At 59.3% G+C, this 17,461-nt stretch carries 14 protein-coding genes; all 14 read right to left on the reverse strand.

Annotated features, from left to right (window positions below; genetic code table 11):
• A partial coding sequence (locus H8699_RS09435) for a GTP-binding protein (RefSeq protein ID WP_139283883.1) occupies window positions 1–99 on the reverse strand: 99 nt, incomplete at its 3' end.
• Window positions 100–138: 39 nt separating this feature from the next.
• Complete coding sequence (fusA, locus tag H8699_RS09440; protein ID WP_249285477.1) at window positions 139–2,208, reverse strand: elongation factor G; 2,070 nt, start codon at window positions 2,206–2,208, stop codon at window positions 139–141.
• A gap of 99 nt (window positions 2,209–2,307) precedes the next feature.
• Window positions 2,308–2,778 carry a 30S ribosomal protein S7 gene (gene rpsG / locus H8699_RS09445; RefSeq protein ID WP_249285478.1) on the reverse strand — a complete coding sequence of 157 codons (471 nt, stop codon included), beginning with the start codon at window positions 2,776–2,778 and terminating at the stop codon, window positions 2,308–2,310.
• Between the two features lie 196 nt (window positions 2,779–2,974).
• On the reverse strand, window positions 2,975–3,349 hold the full coding sequence (gene rpsL, locus H8699_RS09450; protein ID WP_138296592.1) for a 30S ribosomal protein S12: 375 nt from the start codon (window positions 3,347–3,349) through the stop codon (window positions 2,975–2,977).
• Between the two features lie 72 nt (window positions 3,350–3,421).
• Window positions 3,422–3,670 (reverse strand): ribosomal L7Ae/L30e/S12e/Gadd45 family protein, encoded by a 249-nt coding sequence (locus H8699_RS09455; RefSeq protein WP_138296593.1) that lies wholly within the window; start codon window positions 3,668–3,670, stop codon window positions 3,422–3,424.
• Between the two features lie 839 nt (window positions 3,671–4,509).
• Window positions 4,510–8,040, reverse strand: coding sequence for a DNA-directed RNA polymerase subunit beta' (gene rpoC, locus H8699_RS09460; protein WP_249285479.1), 3,531 nt, complete (start codon window positions 8,038–8,040; stop codon window positions 4,510–4,512).
• A 55-nt stretch (window positions 8,041–8,095) separates the two neighbouring features.
• On the reverse strand, window positions 8,096–11,833 hold the full coding sequence (rpoB, locus tag H8699_RS09465; RefSeq protein ID WP_249285480.1) for a DNA-directed RNA polymerase subunit beta: 3,738 nt from the start codon (window positions 11,831–11,833) through the stop codon (window positions 8,096–8,098).
• 336 nt (window positions 11,834–12,169) lie between these two features.
• The gene (locus tag H8699_RS09470) at window positions 12,170–12,820 is read right to left on the reverse strand and encodes an MT-A70 family methyltransferase (RefSeq protein WP_249285481.1); all 651 of its coding nucleotides are present in this window, start codon (window positions 12,818–12,820) and stop codon (window positions 12,170–12,172) included.
• A complete protein-coding gene (locus H8699_RS09475; protein WP_249285482.1) occupies window positions 12,759–13,493 on the reverse strand; it encodes a BglII/BstYI family type II restriction endonuclease in 735 nt (244 codons plus the stop codon). The genes H8699_RS09470 and H8699_RS09475 overlap by 62 nt, the downstream gene beginning before the upstream one ends.
• A gap of 128 nt (window positions 13,494–13,621) precedes the next feature.
• Window positions 13,622–14,107, reverse strand: coding sequence for a hypothetical protein (locus tag H8699_RS09480; protein ID WP_249285483.1), 486 nt, complete (start codon window positions 14,105–14,107; stop codon window positions 13,622–13,624).
• Between the two features lie 15 nt (window positions 14,108–14,122).
• A complete protein-coding gene (locus tag H8699_RS09485; RefSeq protein WP_249285484.1) occupies window positions 14,123–14,662 on the reverse strand; it encodes a hypothetical protein in 540 nt (179 codons plus the stop codon).
• A 2-nt stretch (window positions 14,663–14,664) separates the two neighbouring features.
• Window positions 14,665–15,303 (reverse strand): J domain-containing protein, encoded by a 639-nt coding sequence (locus H8699_RS09490; protein ID WP_249285485.1) that lies wholly within the window; start codon window positions 15,301–15,303, stop codon window positions 14,665–14,667.
• Window positions 15,290–16,192, reverse strand: coding sequence for a DUF5685 family protein (locus H8699_RS09495; protein WP_249285486.1), 903 nt, complete (start codon window positions 16,190–16,192; stop codon window positions 15,290–15,292). Before H8699_RS09495 ends, H8699_RS09490 begins: the two co-directional genes overlap by 14 nt.
• 10 nt (window positions 16,193–16,202) lie before the next feature.
• The gene (trpS, locus tag H8699_RS09500) at window positions 16,203–17,204 is read right to left on the reverse strand and encodes a tryptophan--tRNA ligase (protein ID WP_249285487.1); all 1,002 of its coding nucleotides are present in this window, start codon (window positions 17,202–17,204) and stop codon (window positions 16,203–16,205) included.
• Window positions 17,205–17,461: the final 257 nt, after the last annotated feature.

Below are 17,461 nucleotides of genomic sequence, written 5' to 3' on the forward strand. Positions count from 1 at the left end.
TGTGATCGCCGCCGTCAGCGTGGTCTTGCCGTGGTCTACGTGGCCGATCGTGCCAATGTTTACGTGCGGTTTGTTCCGCTCAAATTTAGCCTTAGCCATTTGATCTTTTCCTCCTTAATTCCTCAAATTGGAGAGGGATTATTTCTTCATCACTTTTTCCGCGATGGACTTGGGCACTTCCGCATAATGGTCAAACTGCATGGTGTGCGTGCCGCGGCCCTGGGTGCGGCTGCGCAGGTCTGTCGCGTAACCGAACATCTCGCTCAGCGGCACGAAGGCGCGGATCACCTGGGAGCCCGCACGGGCTTCCATACCCTCGATCATACCGCGGCGGGAGTTCAAGTTGCCGATAACATCGCCCATGTAATCCTCGGGCACGACGACCTCTACGGACATCATAGGCTCGAGCAGCACCGGGTTCGCCTTGGCCATCGCCTCTTTAAAGGCCATGGAACCGGCGATCTTAAACGCCATTTCGGAAGAGTCGACCTCGTGGTAGGAACCATCCACCAGACGGACCTTGAAGTCCACCACCTCGTAGCCGGCCAGCGTGCCGGACTTGGAGGCTTCCTGGATGCCCTCGTCCACAGGGGCGATGTACTCCTTGGGAATGACGCCGCCGATGATCTTGTTCTCGAAGCTGTACCCTTCGCCCGGCTCGGCCGGCTCCATCTCGATGACGCAGTGGCCGTACTGGCCGCGGCCACCGGACTGGCGGACGTAGCGCCCCTCGGCGCGCACGGCCTTGCGGATGGTCTCACGGTAGGCAACCTGGGGCGCGCCCACGGTGCACTCTACCTTATACTCGCGCATCATCCGGTCAACGATAACCTCCAGATGCAGCTCGCCCATGCCCTCGATGATGGTCTGGCCGGTCTCCTCATCCGTATGGGTACGGAAGGTGGGATCCTCTTCAGCCAGGCGGATCAGCGCCATGGTCATTTTATCCTGGCCGGCCTTGGTCTTGGGCTCGATGGCTACCGAGATAACCGGCTCCGGGAAGACCATGGACTCCAGAACGATGGGATGGTTCTCGTCGCACAGCGTATCGCCCGTGGAGGTATCCTTCAGGCCCACCATGGCGGCGATGTCGCCGGCGCGCACCTCCTGGATCTCCTCGCGGTGATTGGCGTGCATCCGCAGGATGCGGCCTACGCGCTCGCGCTTGCCCTTGACGGGGTTATAAACGTAACTGCCGCTGGTCAGCGTACCGGAATAGACCCGGAAGAAGGCCAGCCGCCCTACGAAGGGGTCCGCCATGATCTTAAAGGCCAGGGCGGCAAAGGGAGCATCGTCGCTGGAAGGACGGGTGAGCTCCACGCTCTCGTCGCCCGGCTCGGTACCCTGTACATCGGGCACGTCCACCGGAGAGGGCATGAAATCCACTACAGCGTCCAGCAGGGGCTGTACGCCCTTGTTACGGTAAGCGGTACCGCAGCATACCGGCACGATCTCGTTGGCGATGGTGGCCGCGCGCAGGGCTTTTTTCAGCTCCGGCACGGTGATCTCCTCGCCCTCCAAGTACTTCATCATCAGCTCTTCGTCGGTCTCGGCGATGGCCTCGATCATAGCCTGGCGGTATTCCTCGGCCTTCTCCTTCATATCGTCGGGGATCTCCACGGTATCGGAGACCTTACCGTCGTCATTATGATAGATGATGGCCTGGTTCTCCATCAGGTCGATCAGGCCCACGAAGGAATCCTCATAGCCGATGGGCAGCTGGATGGGCACCGCGTTGGCCTGCAAGCGGTCCTTCATCATGTCCACCACGCGGTAGAAATCCGCACCCATGATGTCCATCTTGTTGACGAAGGCGATGCGGGGCACGCCGTAGGTGGACGCCTGGCGCCACACGGTCTCGCTCTGCGGCTCGACGCCGCCCTTGGCGCAGAAAACCGCCACGGCGCCGTCCAGGACACGGAGAGAGCGCTCCACCTCTACGGTGAAGTCTACGTGACCCGGAGTGTCGATAATGTTGATCTGGATCCCTTTCCACTGAGCGGTCGTCGCGGCCGACGTAATGGTGATACCGCGCTCTTGCTCCTGCTCCATCCAGTCCATAGTGGCAGAGCCCTCATGGGTCTCGCCGATCTTATGCACCCGGCCGGTGTAGTACAAAATGCGCTCGGTGGTGGTGGTCTTACCGGCGTCGATATGAGCCATGATGCCGATATTACGCACCTTCTCTAAAGGAAATTCTCTAGGCACGTCCGCTCCTCCTTTCTTTTACAATCGCATTGTGCCCGCAAAGCAAAGCGGCGGGCAGCGTAGTCTTACTCGTCAAAATCTTAACCCCTTACAAACAGATTACCACCGGTAATGGGCAAACGCCTTGTTGGCCTCCGCCATACGGTGCGTATCCTCGCGGCGCTTCACGGCCGCGCCGGTGCCGTTAGCCGCATCCATGATCTCGGCGGCCAGGCGCTCATGCATGGTCTTTTCACCGCGCTTGCGGGAAAACTCCACCAGCCACCGAAGACCCAAGGTCTGGCGGCGCTCCGGGCGCACCTCGATAGGCACCTGATAGTTGGAACCGCCCACGCGCCGGGCTTTGACCTCCAGCATGGGCATAATGTTATTCATGGCCTGCTCGAATACCTCATTGGGGTCCTGGCCGGTGCGCTCACGGATGAGCTCAAATGCATCGTAGCAAATACGCTGGGCAACCCCGCGCTTGCCGTCGAGCATGACGTTATTGATCAGTTTGGTGATGACCGCGTTCCCGTAAATGGGATCGGGCAGCACTTCACGTTTGGGTATAAAACCACGTCGAGGCATTTCTTCCCCTCCTTTACTTGTACTTCAAATCGTCCGCTTCAATAAGCATGACGCATTCCGGCCGGGTCTTGCTCCCTGCCGGAGGTTCCAAAAAACCAGTCCGCCACCCTTTTAGAAAAAGCGCAACCCCCCTGCCGAAGCCGTTCCAAACCCCGACAGGCGGTCTCCCCCTAAAAAAGCGGTTTCAGGTCGTTTTTTACTTCTTCGGACGCTTGGCGCCGTACAAGCTGCGGGCCTGCATACGGCCGGCTACGCCAGCGGTATCAAGAGCCCCACGGATGATGTGGTAACGCACACCAGGCAGGTCGCGTACGCGGCCGCCGCGGATCAGCACTACGCTATGCTCCTGCAGATTGTGGCCAATACCCGGAATGTAGACCGTACCTTCTTCCATGTTGGTCAGGCGTACACGGGCAATCTTACGCAGCGCAGAGTTCGGCTTTTTGGGCGTCATCGTACGCACGCTCAGGCACACGCCGCGCTTTTGCGGGCAACCCTTGAGGATCGGAGCCGTGGTCTTGTATTCCATCTTTTGACGGCCTTTGCGGATCAACTGATTAATGGTAGGCATAAGGCACCTCCTTTCGGTACTCGGTTCAAAGTTGAATCTATGAAATCCCCCGCAACCCTCGGGGGTTTCAAGCTAATTTTTGTGGATGACCACCACCGCAGCGCCCACGTCGATGCCGCAGGCACGGCCCAGCTGGGCCATGGTCGCGCTCTCATCCACCGTCAAGCCGTTTTCCGCGCACACCTGCAATAAGCCGCGCCGGAAATGCTCGTCCGCATCCGGGGCAAGGTAGACCTTGGCGGCCTGCCCGGCCTCGATGGCGCGCAGGGCCTGTTTGCGGCCGACTGATCGCCCGGGAGCCGATGTAACATCTTCCAACATTTTACCTTCAAAACGCTCCTTCATCGCAAAAAATGCACACAAAACAGCACGATGAATATTATAAGCCGTAAAAGCGGGGTTTGTCAACGTTTTCCTCATCAAACCTTTGGGGATGGCCATTGATGTTTCCCGCAGCGCCGCTTTGGACTAAAGCCGCAGGGCCCCCCCTTGCAGCAGTACTTTTGCCGAACGAGGAATCGCGTGTGCTGACAAGGGTATAGCGCTCGACCCGAGCATCGCGGTGCAGGCGAGGCCGACAGGACGTAAGAAGATTCCTCGCTACGCTCGGAATGACAATTAATTGAACGTTAAGGTATGGGGTTTTGTTCAGTAGACTCTCTCCCTCCGGCGCACCCAAAGGGTGCGCCACCTCCCTCGTCAGAGGGAGGCAAGTGGGGGTTGATCCAAACGGCAGAGCATAAGCGAAACGAGTGGAAAATATATCTGCTTATCTGCATAGGAAAGCTTGAGAAACCTCCGTCCCCACCACGGAGTGGCCGTTTGGGGGGATTAGGGATTGTTAAGGGGGTAAAGGGGGAAATCGGAATCCCCCTTCCCCCTTAACGAATAAAATTCGTTCCCTAACTTTTCTCCCTGCCTCGCGTTAAGTTCTGCTTCTTCACTGAACAAAAACCCATGCATTTCCCCTCAGGCGCTCTCCCCGGCAGCGGCACAGCCCGCCGGCTGAGGGCGCTATGGCTGCGCCCCGCGCAACGCCTGATCCCGCGCTGATCTTCCCAGACACGCCATTCCCCTAAAAAGGGAGCGCCCCACGGGAAAGATTGCCCGCGAAGCGCCCTTTTTATACCATCTTTGGCAGTTTTTTTATTGCCCTGGACCTAGACCCCGATGACCGGCTCGGTGGACTTGATCTCGATATCCTTATACCGCTTCATGCCCGTACCGGCGGGGATGAGCTTGCCGATGATGACGTTCTCGTTCAGGCCCACCAGGGGATCGACCCGGCCCTTGATGGCCGCATCGGTCAGCGCGCGGGTGGTCTCCTGGAAGGCGGCCGCCGACAGGAAGGAATCCGTAGCCAGCGTGGCCTTGGTGATGCCCAGCAGCACGCGCTTGGCGGTGGCGGGCATGCCGTCATTCAAGATGACCTGCTCGTTCTCCTTTTCAAACTTGAAGATATCCACCAAGGCGTTGGGCAGCAGCTCCGTATCGCCCGCATCCGAAATCTTGACCTTGCGCAGCATCTGGCGAATGATGACCTCGATATGCTTATCGCTGATGGCCACGCCCTGGAGGCGGTAAACGATCTGCACCTCTTTGAGCAGGTAAGCGCGCACGCCCTTGACGCCCTTGATCTTGAGGATATCGTGGGGGTTGATGGAGCCCTCGGTCAGCTCGTCGCCGGCCTCGATCTCCTGCCCCTCGATCACCTTGATGCGGCTGCCGTAGGGGATGGCGTAGGTCTTGGCCTCGCCCTTGTCGCTGGTGACGGTGATCTCCCGCTTTTTCTTGTTCTCGCCCAGGGAGACAATGCCCGAGATCTCGCTGATGATGGCCAGGCCCTTGGGCTTGCGGGCCTCAAACAGCTCCTCTACGCGGGGAAGACCCTGGGTGATATCGTCGCCGGCTACGCCGCCGGTATGGAAGGTACGCATCGTCAGCTGCGTGCCCGGCTCGCCGATCGCCTGGGCGGCGATGATGCCCACGGCCTCGCCGATGTCCACGGGCTTGGCGGTGGCCAGGTTCATGCCGTAGCACTTGGCGCACACGCCGTGCTCGGCCCGGCAGGTGAAGACCGAGCGGATCTGCACCTGGCGGATGCCCGCGTCCACGATCCGGTGGGCCATCTCATGGTCGATCATCTCATTGGCGTGGACGATGACCTCTCCCGTTTTAGGATCGGTGATCTCATCCACCGAGACGCGGCCCAAAATCCTGTCGTGCAGCGGCTCGATGCACTCTTTGCCGTTGGTCACATCGCTTACCCATACGCCCGAGATCTTCTCGCCCAGGTTATGGAAGCAATCCTCCTCGCGGATGATGACGTCCTGCGCCACGTTGACCAGGCGCCGGGTCAGGTACCCCGAGTCCGCCGTACGCAGGGCGGTATCGGCCAGGCCCTTGCGGGTACCGTGGGTGGAGATAAAGAACTCCAGCACCGAGAGGCCCTCGCGGAAGTTTGAGCGGATGGGCAGCTCGATGATCCGGCCCGAGGGGTCTGCCATAAGGCCGCGCATGCCCGCCAGCTGTCGAATCTGGTTCATGGAACCACGGGCGCCGGAATCCGCCATCATGGTGATGGGGTTAAACTCGCTCATGGTCTTTTTCAGCGCGGCGGTTACCTGATCGGTGGTCTGGGTCCAGATATCCACCACGCGGGTGTAGCGCTCTTCTTCAGAGATCTGGCCGCGGCGGTACTGCCGCTCGACCTTGAGCACCGAGGCCTCGGCCGCCTCCAGGTAATCGGCTTTTTCAGGCGGCACCTGTACGTCGCCCATGCCCACGGTGATGGCCGCGCGGGTGGCGTACTTAAAGCCCATGGCCTTGATATCGTCCAGCATCTGGGCGGTACGGGTGGTGCCGTGCACGCGGAAGCAATTATCCACGATCTGCCCCAGCTCCTTGCGGCCCACCTTGCCATCGATCTCCAAAAGGAATGCGCTGTCCGGCTCGCTGCGGTCCACAAAGCCCAGATCCTGCGGAATGGCCTGGTTGAAGATCAACCGGCCAACGGTGGTGTCGATGATCTTGGTCTTTTTCTCCCCGTCGATCTCGCGGGTGATGCGCACCTTGATCTGCGCCTGCAAGCTCAGCTCGCCCACGCTGTAGGCCAGCACGGCCTCGTCGAAATCGCGGAAGATTTTGCCCTCGCCCTTGGCGCCCTGGCGCACGATGGTCAGGTAATAGCAGCCGATAACCATATCCTGCGTGGGGCTGACAACGGGCTTGCCATCCTGGGGCTTTAGGATATTGTTGGCCGAAAGCATCATAAACCGGGCCTCAGCCTGGGCCTCCACCGAAAGGGGTACGTGTACGGCCATCTGGTCGCCGTCAAAGTCGGCGTTGTAGGCGGTACATACCAGCGGGTGGATCTTCAGCGCCCGGCCCTCCACCAGCACCGGCTCAAAGGCCTGGATGCCCAGGCGGTGCAGCGTGGGCGCGCGGTTGAGCAGCACCGGATGGTCTTTGATGACCTCCTCGAGCACGTCCCAGACCTCGGGGCGCACCCGCTCGACCATGCGCTTGGCGCTCTTAATATTGTGGGAATGGTTCTCCTGAACCAGTTTTTTCATTACAAAGGGCTTGAACAGCTCCAGGGTCATCTCCTTGGGCAGGCCGCACTGGTAGAGCTTCAGCTCCGGGCCGACCACGATAACCGAACGGCCGGAGTAGTCCACGCGCTTGCCCAGCAGGTTCTGGCGGAAACGCCCCTGCTTGCCGCGCAGCATGTCGCTCAGGGACTTGAGCGGCCGGTTGCCAGGGCCGGTGACCGGGCGGCCGCGCCGGCCGTTATCGATCAGCGCGTCCACGGCCTCTTGCAGCATGCGCTTTTCGTTGCGCACGATGATATCCGGAGCGTTGAGCTCCAAAAGCCGCTTTAAGCGGTTGTTGCGGTTGACCACGCGCCGGTACAGGTCGTTTAGGTCGCTGGTGGCAAAGCGTCCGCCGTCCAGCTGCACCATGGGCCGAATCTCGGGCGGGATGACCGGGACCACGTCCAGGATCATCCAGCTGGGCTTGTTATGGCTCTGGTGGAAGGCCTCGGCCACCTCCAGGCGCTTGACGGCGCGCAGCCGCTTTTGCCCGGTGGCGTTTGCAATCTCGGCGCGCAGCTCCTCGACCATCTTTTCTAGGTCGATCTCCTCGAGCAGCACCTTGACGGCCTCGGCGCCCATGGCGGCCTTAAAGCTGTCCGCCCCGTACTGATCCTGCGCCTCGCGGTACTCCTTATCGGTCAGCAGCTGCTTTTTGATCAGCGGCGTCTCGCCCGGGTCCAGCACCACGAAGGAGGCAAAGTAGAGCACCTTTTCCAGCGCCCGGGGGCTCATATCCAGCAGCAGGCCCATCCGGGAGGGGATGCCTTTAAAGTACCAGATGTGGGATACGGGCGCGGCCAGCTCGATGTGGCCCATGCGCTCGCGCCGGACCTTGGCCCGGGTGACCTCTACCCCGCACTTATCGCAGATCACGCCCTTGTAGCGCACGCGCTTGTACTTGCCGCAGTGGCACTCCCAGTCCTTCTGGGGGCCGAAGATGCGCTCGCAGAACAGGCCGTCCCGCTCGGGCTTCAAGGTGCGGTAGTTGATGGTCTCCGGCTTTTTCACCTCGCCGTAAGACCACTCGCGGATCTGCTCGGAGCTGGCCAGATTGATCTGAATGGAATCAAAATTGTTCAGTTCGTTTTGCAAGGGGACACTCTCCCTTCTATTAAGCCTATGGGAAACGGGGAAGCAGGGGCCAAGCTTACGCTAGGCCGTCTGTCTCCTCGTCGTCATCCAGCAGTGCGTCGTCGGTATCGATGCCCTGGATATCGTCCAGATCGAAGTCGTCAAAGTCGACCTCTTCCTCCAGCTCCTCATCGGGCACCGCAGCGGCGGCCGCGGGGGCGGTGTATTCATCCTCGCCCGGGGCGGCGGGCTCGTCGCCCTCGATGTTGACCTCCAGGCGGCTGGGGATATCGTCCTCATCCTCCTCGATCTCGCGGATCTGGATCTCCTGATGGTTCTCGCCGTACACCCGCACATCCAGCGCCAGGGACTGGAGCTCCTTCATCAAAACCTTGAAGGATTCCGGCACGCCGGGCTCGGGGATGTTCTCGCCCTTGACGATGGCCTCATAGGTGCGCACGCGCCCGGTGACATCGTCGCTCTTGACCGTCAGAATCTCCTGGAGGGTATGAGCCGCGCCGTAAGCCTCCAGCGCCCAAACCTCCATCTCACCAAAGCGCTGGCCGCCGAACTGGGCCTTGCCGCCCAGCGGCTGCTGGGTGACCAGGGAGTACGGGCCGGTGGAGCGGGCGTGAATCTTATCGTCCACCAGGTGCAGCAGCTTTAGGATGTACATATAGCCCACGGTCACCCGGTTCTCAAAGGGTTCGCCGGTGCGCCCGTCGTAAAGCACGGTCTTGCCGTCGGGCGAGAGGCCGCTCTGCTCGAGCAGCTCCATGATCTCCTCTTCCGAGGCCCCGTCAAATACCGGGGTGGCCATGTGCCAGCCGTTGGCCTTGGCCGCCAGCCCCAGGTGCACTTCCAGCACCTGGCCGATGTTCATTCGGCTGGGCACGCCCATGGGGTTTAGCACGATGTCCAGCGGCGTGCCATCCGGCAGGAAAGGCATATCCTCTTCGGGCAGGATGCGGGAGATAACGCCCTTGTTGCCATGGCGGCCGGCCATCTTATCCCCCACGGAGATCTTGCGGCGCTGGGCGATATACACCCGCACCAGCTGGTTGACCCCGGGGGAAAGCTCGTCCCGGCTCTCCCGGTTGAATACCTTGACATCTACGATAATGCCGCCCTCGCCGTGGGGCACGCGCAGGGAAGTATCCCGCACCTCGCGCGCCTTTTCGCCGAAGATGGCGCGCAACAGCCGCTCTTCCGCGGTCAGCTCGGTCTCGCCCTTGGGGGTGACCTTGCCTACCAGAATATCGCCGGCGTGCACCTCCGCGCCGATGCGGATGATGCCCCGGTCGTCCAGGTCGCGCAGGGCGTCCTCGCCCACGTTGGGGATATCCCGGGTGATCTCCTCAGGCCCCAGCTTGGTATCCCGCGCCTCGGACTCGTACTCCTCAATATGGATGGAGGTGAACACGTCGTCTTTGACCAGGCGCTCGGAGATCAGGATCGCGTCCTCGTAGTTATACCCCTCCCAGGGCATAAAGGCGATGAGCATGTTGCGGCCCAGCGCGATCTCGCCCTGATCGGTGGAGGGGCCGTCGGCGATGACCTGGCCTTTTTCCACCCGGTCCCCGGCCTTGACCACCGGGCGCTGGTTGATGCAGGTGCCCTGGTTAGAGCGCACGAACTTTTGCAGCCGGTACACGTGCTGCTGGCCGTTATCATCGGTAATGACGATGTGGCGGGCCGAAGATTTGGTAACCGTACCGCTCTCCCGGGCGATGAGCACCACCCCGGAGTCATAAGCGGCTTTATATTCCATGCCCGTGCCCACAAAGGGAGCCTCAGGCCGCAGCAGCGGCACGGCCTGGCGCTGCATATTGCAGCCCATCAGCGCCCGCTGCGCGTCGTCGTTTTCAAGGAAGGGGATCATGGCCGCGGCCACCGATACCACCTGCCGGGGGCTTACGTCCATAAAGTCCACCGCGTCGCGGTTGGTCTCGATGATCTCATCGCGCACGCGGATCATCACGCGCTCGTGGGCGAAGTAGCCGTTCTCGTCCAGCTCCTCGTTGGCCTGAGCCACCACGAATTCGTCCTCCTCGTCGGCGGTCAGGTACACCACCTGGTCGGTCACGCGCTTGCCCACCTTATCCACCACCCGGTAGGGGGACTCCACGAACCCATACTGGTTGACCCGGGCATAGGTGGCCAGCGAGCCGATCAGTCCGATGTTGGGACCTTCAGGCGTCTCGATGGGGCACATGCGCCCGTAGTGGGAGTAGTGCACGTCGCGCACGTCGAAAGAGGCGCGCTCCCGGTTCAGTCCGCCGGGGCCCAGGGCCGAAAGGCGGCGCTTATGGGTCAGCTCAGCCATGGGGTTGGTCTGGTCCATAAACTGCGAAAGCTGCGAGGAACCGAAGAACTCCTTGATGGCAGAGGACACCGGGCGGATGTTGATCAGCGCCTGGGGATCCACGCCCGTGGAGGTATCCTGCAAGGCCATGCGCTCGCGCACCACGCGCTCCAAGCGGCTAAGGCCGATGCGGATCTGGTTTTGCAGCAGCTCGCCCACCGAGCGCAGGCGCCGGTTGCCCAGGTGGTCCACATCGTCCGTAGTGCCGATGCCATAGCTTAAGCCGATGGCATAGCTGACCGAGGCGATGATGTCGTCCACATAAATGTGTTTGGGGATCAGCTTATCGTGGTTGGCCTTCAGCTGGGCGCGCAGCTCATCCACGTCCCCGGCGGCGGCTTCGATGATCTCCACCAAGGTGGGATAGTGCACCTTCTCTTTGAGGTTGGCCTCCAGCGGATCAAAGGGCAAAAAGCCGGACGCATCCACAAAGTTATTGGAGATCACCTTCAGGGCCTTGCCCTGTACGGAAAGGGTGACCTCGTTGATGGGGGCCTTTTCGATCTCCATGGCCTTTTCGCGGGAAATGGTCTCCCCCGCGGCCACCAGCACCTCGCCGGTAGCAGGATGGATCACATCGGCCCCGGCGGTCTGCCCGGAGATGCGCCGGGAGATGGCCAGTTTTTTATTGAATTTATAGCGGCCCACCCGTGCTAAGTCATAGCGCTTGGGGTCAAAGAACAGGGCGCGCAACAGGCTGGTGGCGCTTTCCACCGTGGGGGGCTCGCCGGGGCGCAGCCTGCGGTAGATCTCAAGCAACCCCTCCTCGCGGCTCTTGGCGCTGTCCCGCTCGATGGTGGCGCTCAAGCGCTCATCCTCGCCCAGCAGCTCTACGATCTGCGCATCGGTACCATAGCCGATGGCGCGCAGCAGCACCGTAAGGGGCAGCTTGCGGGTCCGGTCGATCCGCACCCACATCACGTCGTTAGAATCGGTCTCATACTCCAGCCAGGCGCCCCGGTTGGGGATGACCGTGGCCGAGTACAGGTATTTGCCCGTCTTGTCGATGGCGTCGTGAAAATACACGCCGGGGGAGCGCACCAGCTGGCTGACCACCACGCGCTCGGCCCCGTTGATGATGAAGGTGCCGTGCTCGGTCATCAGCGGGAAATCGCCCATAAAGACTTCGCGCTGGATGATATCCTGCGTTTCCTTATTCAAAAGACGGACCGTTACCTTGAGCGGTGCGGAATAGGTAACATCCCGCTCCTTGCACTCTTCCACCGTATATTTGGGCGCCTCGTCCAAAGAATAATCGGTGAATTCGAGCACCAGGTTCTCATTGTAATCGGTGATTGGAGAAACGTCGGCAAGTACCTCGCGCAGGTCCTCCTCCAGAAACCGTTTGTAAGAGTTCTTTTGCACCTCGATCAGATCGGGCATGTCCAGAACCGCTTTGGTCTCCGAAAAGGATTTGCGCGTACGCTTACCCATCTGTACGTCGTACATGGTGGCTCATCTCCTCTCGTAAAATGGCAATACGGATTCAGGCACGGTCTCCCCCCTTTTTTCAAAGGGGACTACCGGCTTCATCCGTTTTCTTCCAACCCTATTTTTCCCAGAAATTGGGTTTTTGATACCGTGGTGAAAAGCAGCAAATGCTTTTGCGGCCTCCTCCTGCCTTATGGTGCGTCGGCCTAAAAAGGCGCACACCGGGGCGAATTATAATTATAATCCACCTAGCGAACCGTTGTCAACAAAATATCAAATATATTATGATATTTTTTCCTCCTTGTCAATGGGATAACTTAAATTTTCTAAATTTTATGGGATTCTTTTATCTGTCTACGGTTTGTCAATAGTTGCTGTAGTATGATTAGCATATGTATTCCAAGTTGGTTCATACTCAGCAATTGCTTGATTTCCCCACATATCCCAATCTTTTCTTATTCCTCTAGCAAACAATTCAATTCGAGGTCCCTGGCTGCAGGCTTCGATAATGGGTATAATCTCATCTGGTTTACGACTATGTTCCCGCTTCATTGCCCGAATTAAATTGACCTGAGAACGGGCAGGTTGTAAAGTTCGATTCGGAGTGCTATTTCGTTTGACACCAAATAAAAGTAGCTCAGTTACATTTCTGAAATAAAAGCCAACACCTCGTCCATCGGGACCACCGTCTTTTCTAACCTTTTCCCATACTATATTCGCTTTATAATCAAAGCCCCACGCATCCATTACAGCAAGGCCATCTGGTAACAAAGCATTAGGGACCCATAGGTATAAATGCGCCTTTTCACCGGCGATGTCTGAAATAGGTAGCGCCTTTATATCTTTAAGCGTCATAGTTTCATATCTAGCTAAGCGTTTGTGCTCGGGTGCGACCTTGCCAGTCCTATTTTTAAATTGCCATGGTGGATCGGCATAAATCGTATTATATTTCTTCTCCCCTGCAAAAAGTCGCAGATTTTGTATTGTACTCGTTAGCTCTGTCATATCCCTCAACACAGTCCTTTCTAATCCCTATTGCTAAAATTGGACATCCTCCATTTCGACGCGAATCAAGCCTAGGAATCAGTTTTCCCATCCATGTCGTACTGGCTCCATACTTTTTCATAAGAAGTTGCCCACGACTATCTCTTTCTTGTTTAAAAATTTCGTTTAGTTCTTCAGATCTTGTAACGATAACGCCGACATCAATTAAATTACAATCAAAATAGGTTCTCATCGCTAATAAATCACGGTCAAACGTTTGGTCTTTACTATTCCATTCTAAGTCAAAAGCAACTCTATTTTTTAAAAAATCAATATTATGCCCGTCAACATAACCTTCTAATTTTGAGATATCGCTAGGCTCATCTGAAAACTTTCCTTTTCCTCTTCCCATGGCAATACGTCTTGGATATTCTTTAACGATTAAGTCTCCGCTTATCCGTATCTCTCTCCAGCCAAACGGATATAAAACTGCATCAAACTTTTTGGGAATTGGCGACTCATTTCCTCCCTCAATTTTAATATCACCCAAAGTAAGTTTTAATTCACGCAAACACTCTTGCAACTCTTTCCATTCTAAAGGAAACGCCTCATGAAGTATCTCTATAGCATGTCCATAATTATAAAATTCAAATTTATGTAAAATATCTTTATCAACATATTTTTGTATATCCACCGTTTAGCACCCCCAAGCTTTTCTTCTCATATATAACGGCTATAATTTCTATATAACAAATCCAATGCTCTTAGGGTTCATACGTTTTCTTTAAATGCTTTCTTGTACCATTATTAACCGCTCTGCCCCTACTCCACAAAGATGGTGGCGTACCCGTCGTCCGGCGTGCCGGGGATGGTATGCTGCAGGCTGATGGGCATTTGCAGCCTGCGCGCGGTGGCGATCAGGTCGATCCCCATGCCGTAAAAGGCCGGGCGTTGGCAAATGGGCATCGGGCCCTCCCCGCAGGCGGCGGCGCACTCGCCAATGGCAAAGGCGAAGTAGTACCCGTCCTCCATGGCGCGCTTTTCCAGCTCGGATGCGATGGCCGCGGCCTCCCCCGCGTCCTTTGCGCGGATAAAGGCGCCCCAGCTGAACTCGCGCAGCATACGCTGCCTAAGCTCCAGATCCGCCCGGTCCGCAGGGCGGATGCCCTCGCTCTCGCAGGTGAACAGGCACTTGAGCCAGGTCCGCCCGTCAAAGAGCAGGTCGTCCATCTCGAAGGGCTCGATCTGCAGGGCGCCAAGGCCCAGCCCTCTTTCCTCCAACACCTTTTGGTATTCCCGCCTGGTCATAACCTTCCTCCTTTATTAGCCACCGAAAATGCGGCCCCGAAAGCGGCGCATATAGATCTGGGCCAGCCGGCCGTACAAAATATCGTAAACCGCAAAGCCCGCCTGCGCCCCGGCCCACAGCCCCAAGAGCCAAAGCCCGGTGGGCATGGGCAGGCCGAACACCAGCGTAACGAGCAGGTAGCCCGCGCCCAGGCCCAGGTTAAAGGCCAGCGCTTTTAAGGCGATGCGCGCCAGCCTTGAATGGAACCCGTCCAGATAATACTTGGCCACCCCGTACCAGCCGAAAAAGCAGGCGTAGGGCAGGATGGCCGTCTTGTCCGGCAGGATGAAAAAGCCCAGTATCCCCACCCCCAGCACGGTGAGGATCGCCCCGCGCACCTGGCCCTCCACCATCAGCGCACCGATAAAAAGGCCGCTTAGGGCGTACAGCGCCAGGCGCGAGGTGGGCAGCATACCCGCCCCGGCCAGGCAGATGAGCGTGAGCGCGGCCACCAGCGCCGAGAGCGCCACCCGCTTGGCCGCGCCGTTTGCGGCAGCTTGCCTTCTCCTATCCATATCTAACAACAGGAGATCAGATCGCCGCCGAAGCACTCACAGCAGCAATCCGCACACCACAGCGTCTGGCAGATGGAGCAGGCGTCCATCCCCCCGCCGCCGCCCCGGTAGCCCCCTGCCCGGTACTGCTGGTTGACGGCGTTTAGCTGGTTTAAGGCGCTTTGATACTCGGGGTTGGTGGGGTCCATGCGCACGGCCTGCTGGAGGCACTGCAGCGCCTGGGCGTACCAGTTATTGCGCACGTAGACCATGCCGCGCAGGTAATACCACTCCGCATCCCGGTTTTGGATGCGGTCCAGCATCGCCTCTGCGGTGCGCACGTCGTTGCGGTTCAAGGCGCTGCGCACGTCATTATAGCTGGCCGAGCCGCCATAGCCCGAGGACGCGCGGCCACCGCCATAGCCGCCCCCGCCGTAGCCACCGCCGCTGTAGCCCGAGGATGACCCGCCCCGGGCGCCGCTGCCCTTGGTCAGCATGTCGTAGGCCTCGTTGATCTGCTTAAGCTTTTCCTGGGCCAGCTCGCTTAAGGGGTTATTTTGATACTGGTCCGGATGGTATTTGCGCACCAGCTCCCGGTAGGCCTTTTTGATCTCCTCCTGGGAGGCGTTTTCCGGCACGCCTAATACTTCATAAGGATTCATCTTCTTTTTTTCTTCCTTCTCTTTTCCGTTTTTCTCCCGGATGGGCCAGAATCTCGTCCATCTTCTGGGCGCATCCGTCGTACAAAATGTTGTGTGCTAGCGCCTGATTGCGCCCGGCGGCCACCAGCTCGAAGGCCCGGGAGGCCTGCGCCAGGGACTGGGTGAGGGAAAAAGCCATCTCCTCGCGCAGGCTAGCGCGTATCTCCCCCTCCTGCGAGAGGCCGGGCCGGGACAGGCGCAGGGGGTTATAATTGCCGCTTATAAGGTCCCGCCCCAGGTCGTCCCAGGCGTCCAGCAGGTAGACCCAGCGCCCCAGGTTGTAGCCCATAAAGCGCCAAGCCTCCCGGGCGCTGCGCTTTTCCCCGGGCACGGCCCCGCAAAAGATCTCCCCCATCAGGGTGGCAAAGGGGTGGGCGGCCTGGTCGGCCACGTCGCACCCCGCCCTTTCCAGCTCCGCCAGGGCCGCGAGGTTCTCTTTGATGCTTTGATACTGCTCTGGGCGGCGGGCAGCCGCCTTTTTGGCCCCGGGCGCAAGCGCCCACACCGCGGGCAAGCGGGTTTTCTTGCCGTCGGCCACGTCGTCGCGCAGCTTGCCGGCCATCAGCAGGGTATTCAGGTCCGCCGCGTACGATAGGGCCTCCCCCCGCTCCACCAGCGGGCGGCGCCGGGTGGGGTGCAGCGCGCAGCGCCCCGCGTACAGTTTGCCCGGGACGGGCTGCACCATATCCGCAAAAACCGCCAGGGCCGCCAGGTCATACGTCAGCCCCAGGCGGCAGACCGCCCCGCAGCCCCGGCCGATGGCCTTGCATAGCCCGCAATAATAGGCCTTGAACAGCGCCTCGTCCCGGACTTTGAGCTCCGGGCGGAAGGGCGCGATATATCCAAACAATGTTTTCTCCTTACGGTAGGATAAAGCCTACCTTCTTTTTGACCTTGGAAAGCGTGCGCCCGGCCAGGCGCGCGGCCTGCTCCGCCCCCTGGGCCATGATGGCCGACAGGTGCGCCTTATCCGCCATCAGGCGGGCGTGCTCCTGCTGCACAGGCTCGAGCTTGGCGATGACGGCATCGGCCACCCGCTCTTTCAGGACGCCGTAGCCCTGCCCTTCAAACGCCGCCACCGCCTTTTCGATGGCGGTACCGGTCATGGCGGCGTAGATGTCCAGCAGGTTGCTCACCCCTGGCTTATGCTCCGGGTCGTAGCGGATCTCCGCGTCCGAATCGGTCACCGCGCGCTTGAACTTGCGGCGGATATCCTCCGGTTTATCCAAAAGGGCGATGTAGGTCTGCGCCTCGTCGGACTTGGACATCTTGCGGGTGGGGTCCTGCAGGCTCATCACCCGGGCGCCCACCTTGGGGATGTAGGGCTCGGGCACGGTAAACACGTCCCCATAGAGGTTGTTAAAGCGGATGGCGATGTCCCGCGTCAGCTCCAGGTGCTGCTTTTGGTCCACGCCCACGGGTACCAGATCCGCCTGGTAGAGCAGGATGTCCGCCGCCATCAGCACCGGATAATCGAAGAGCCCTGCGTTGATGTTATCGGCATGCTTTTGGGATTTTTCCTTAAACTGGGTCATGCGTTGCAGCTCGCCCATGTAGGTATAGCAGTTGAGGATCCAGCCAAGCTCCGCGTGGCCGGACACGTGGGACTGGACGAACATGATGTTCTTTTCCGGGTCCAGCCCGCAGGCGATCAGCAGTGCCAGGGTGCTCATCGTGCGGGCGCGCAGCTCGCTTGCCACCTGGCGCACGGTGATGGCGTGCTCATCCACCACGCAGTAAAGGCAGTTGTACTGCTCCTGGATCTCCACCCAGGAGCGGATGGCCCCGATATAGTTGCCCAGCGTCAGCGTACCGCTGGGCTGGATGCCGCTAAAGACGATCTTTTTGCGTTCCGCTTCCATAAAAAATGGCTTCCTCCTTAGGGGAGCGCCCCCGCCGCAAAACAGGGTTTGAGCCAGCCGGCAGCGCACCTCCCGAGTAAGGAAGAGGCCGCCGGCCGCGCGGGTGGTCCTGCGCTCCTAATCGCACGATAGAGCGGCCAAAAGGCCGCAAGGATACAAGGTTACAGGTTAGTATACCCTATAAACGCCGTTTTTTCAAGATTATATGCGCCCGCAGCAGGCGTGCCCCGCGAGAAATGCGCGCCCGCGCCGGGGGG

The organism is Luoshenia tenuis (assembly GCF_014384745.1).
Lineage (GTDB): Bacteria > Bacillota > Clostridia > Christensenellales.

Excerpts from the sequence above, each read along its gene's own strand:
- rpsG (WP_249285478.1), bottom strand. The coding sequence starts at position 2,778 with ATGCCTCGACGTGGTTTTATACCCAAACGTGAAGTGCTGCCCGATCCC.
- rpsL (WP_138296592.1), bottom strand. The coding sequence starts at position 3,349 with ATGCCTACCATTAATCAGTTGATCCGCAAAGGCCGTCAAAAGATGGAA.
- H8699_RS09455 (WP_138296593.1), bottom strand. The coding sequence starts at position 3,670 with ATGTTGGAAGATGTTACATCGGCTCCCGGGCGATCAGTCGGCCGCAAA.
- rpoB (WP_249285480.1), bottom strand. The coding sequence starts at position 11,833 with ATGTACGACGTACAGATGGGTAAGCGTACGCGCAAATCCTTTTCGGAG.
- H8699_RS09470 (WP_249285481.1), bottom strand. The coding sequence starts at position 12,820 with ATGACAGAGCTAACGAGTACAATACAAAATCTGCGACTTTTTGCAGGG.
- H8699_RS09480 (WP_249285483.1), bottom strand. The coding sequence starts at position 14,107 with ATGACCAGGCGGGAATACCAAAAGGTGTTGGAGGAAAGAGGGCTGGGC.
- H8699_RS09485 (WP_249285484.1), bottom strand. The coding sequence starts at position 14,662 with ATGGATAGGAGAAGGCAAGCTGCCGCAAACGGCGCGGCCAAGCGGGTG.
- H8699_RS09490 (WP_249285485.1), bottom strand. The coding sequence starts at position 15,303 with ATGAATCCTTATGAAGTATTAGGCGTGCCGGAAAACGCCTCCCAGGAG.
- trpS (WP_249285487.1), bottom strand. The coding sequence starts at position 17,204 with ATGGAAGCGGAACGCAAAAAGATCGTCTTTAGCGGCATCCAGCCCAGC.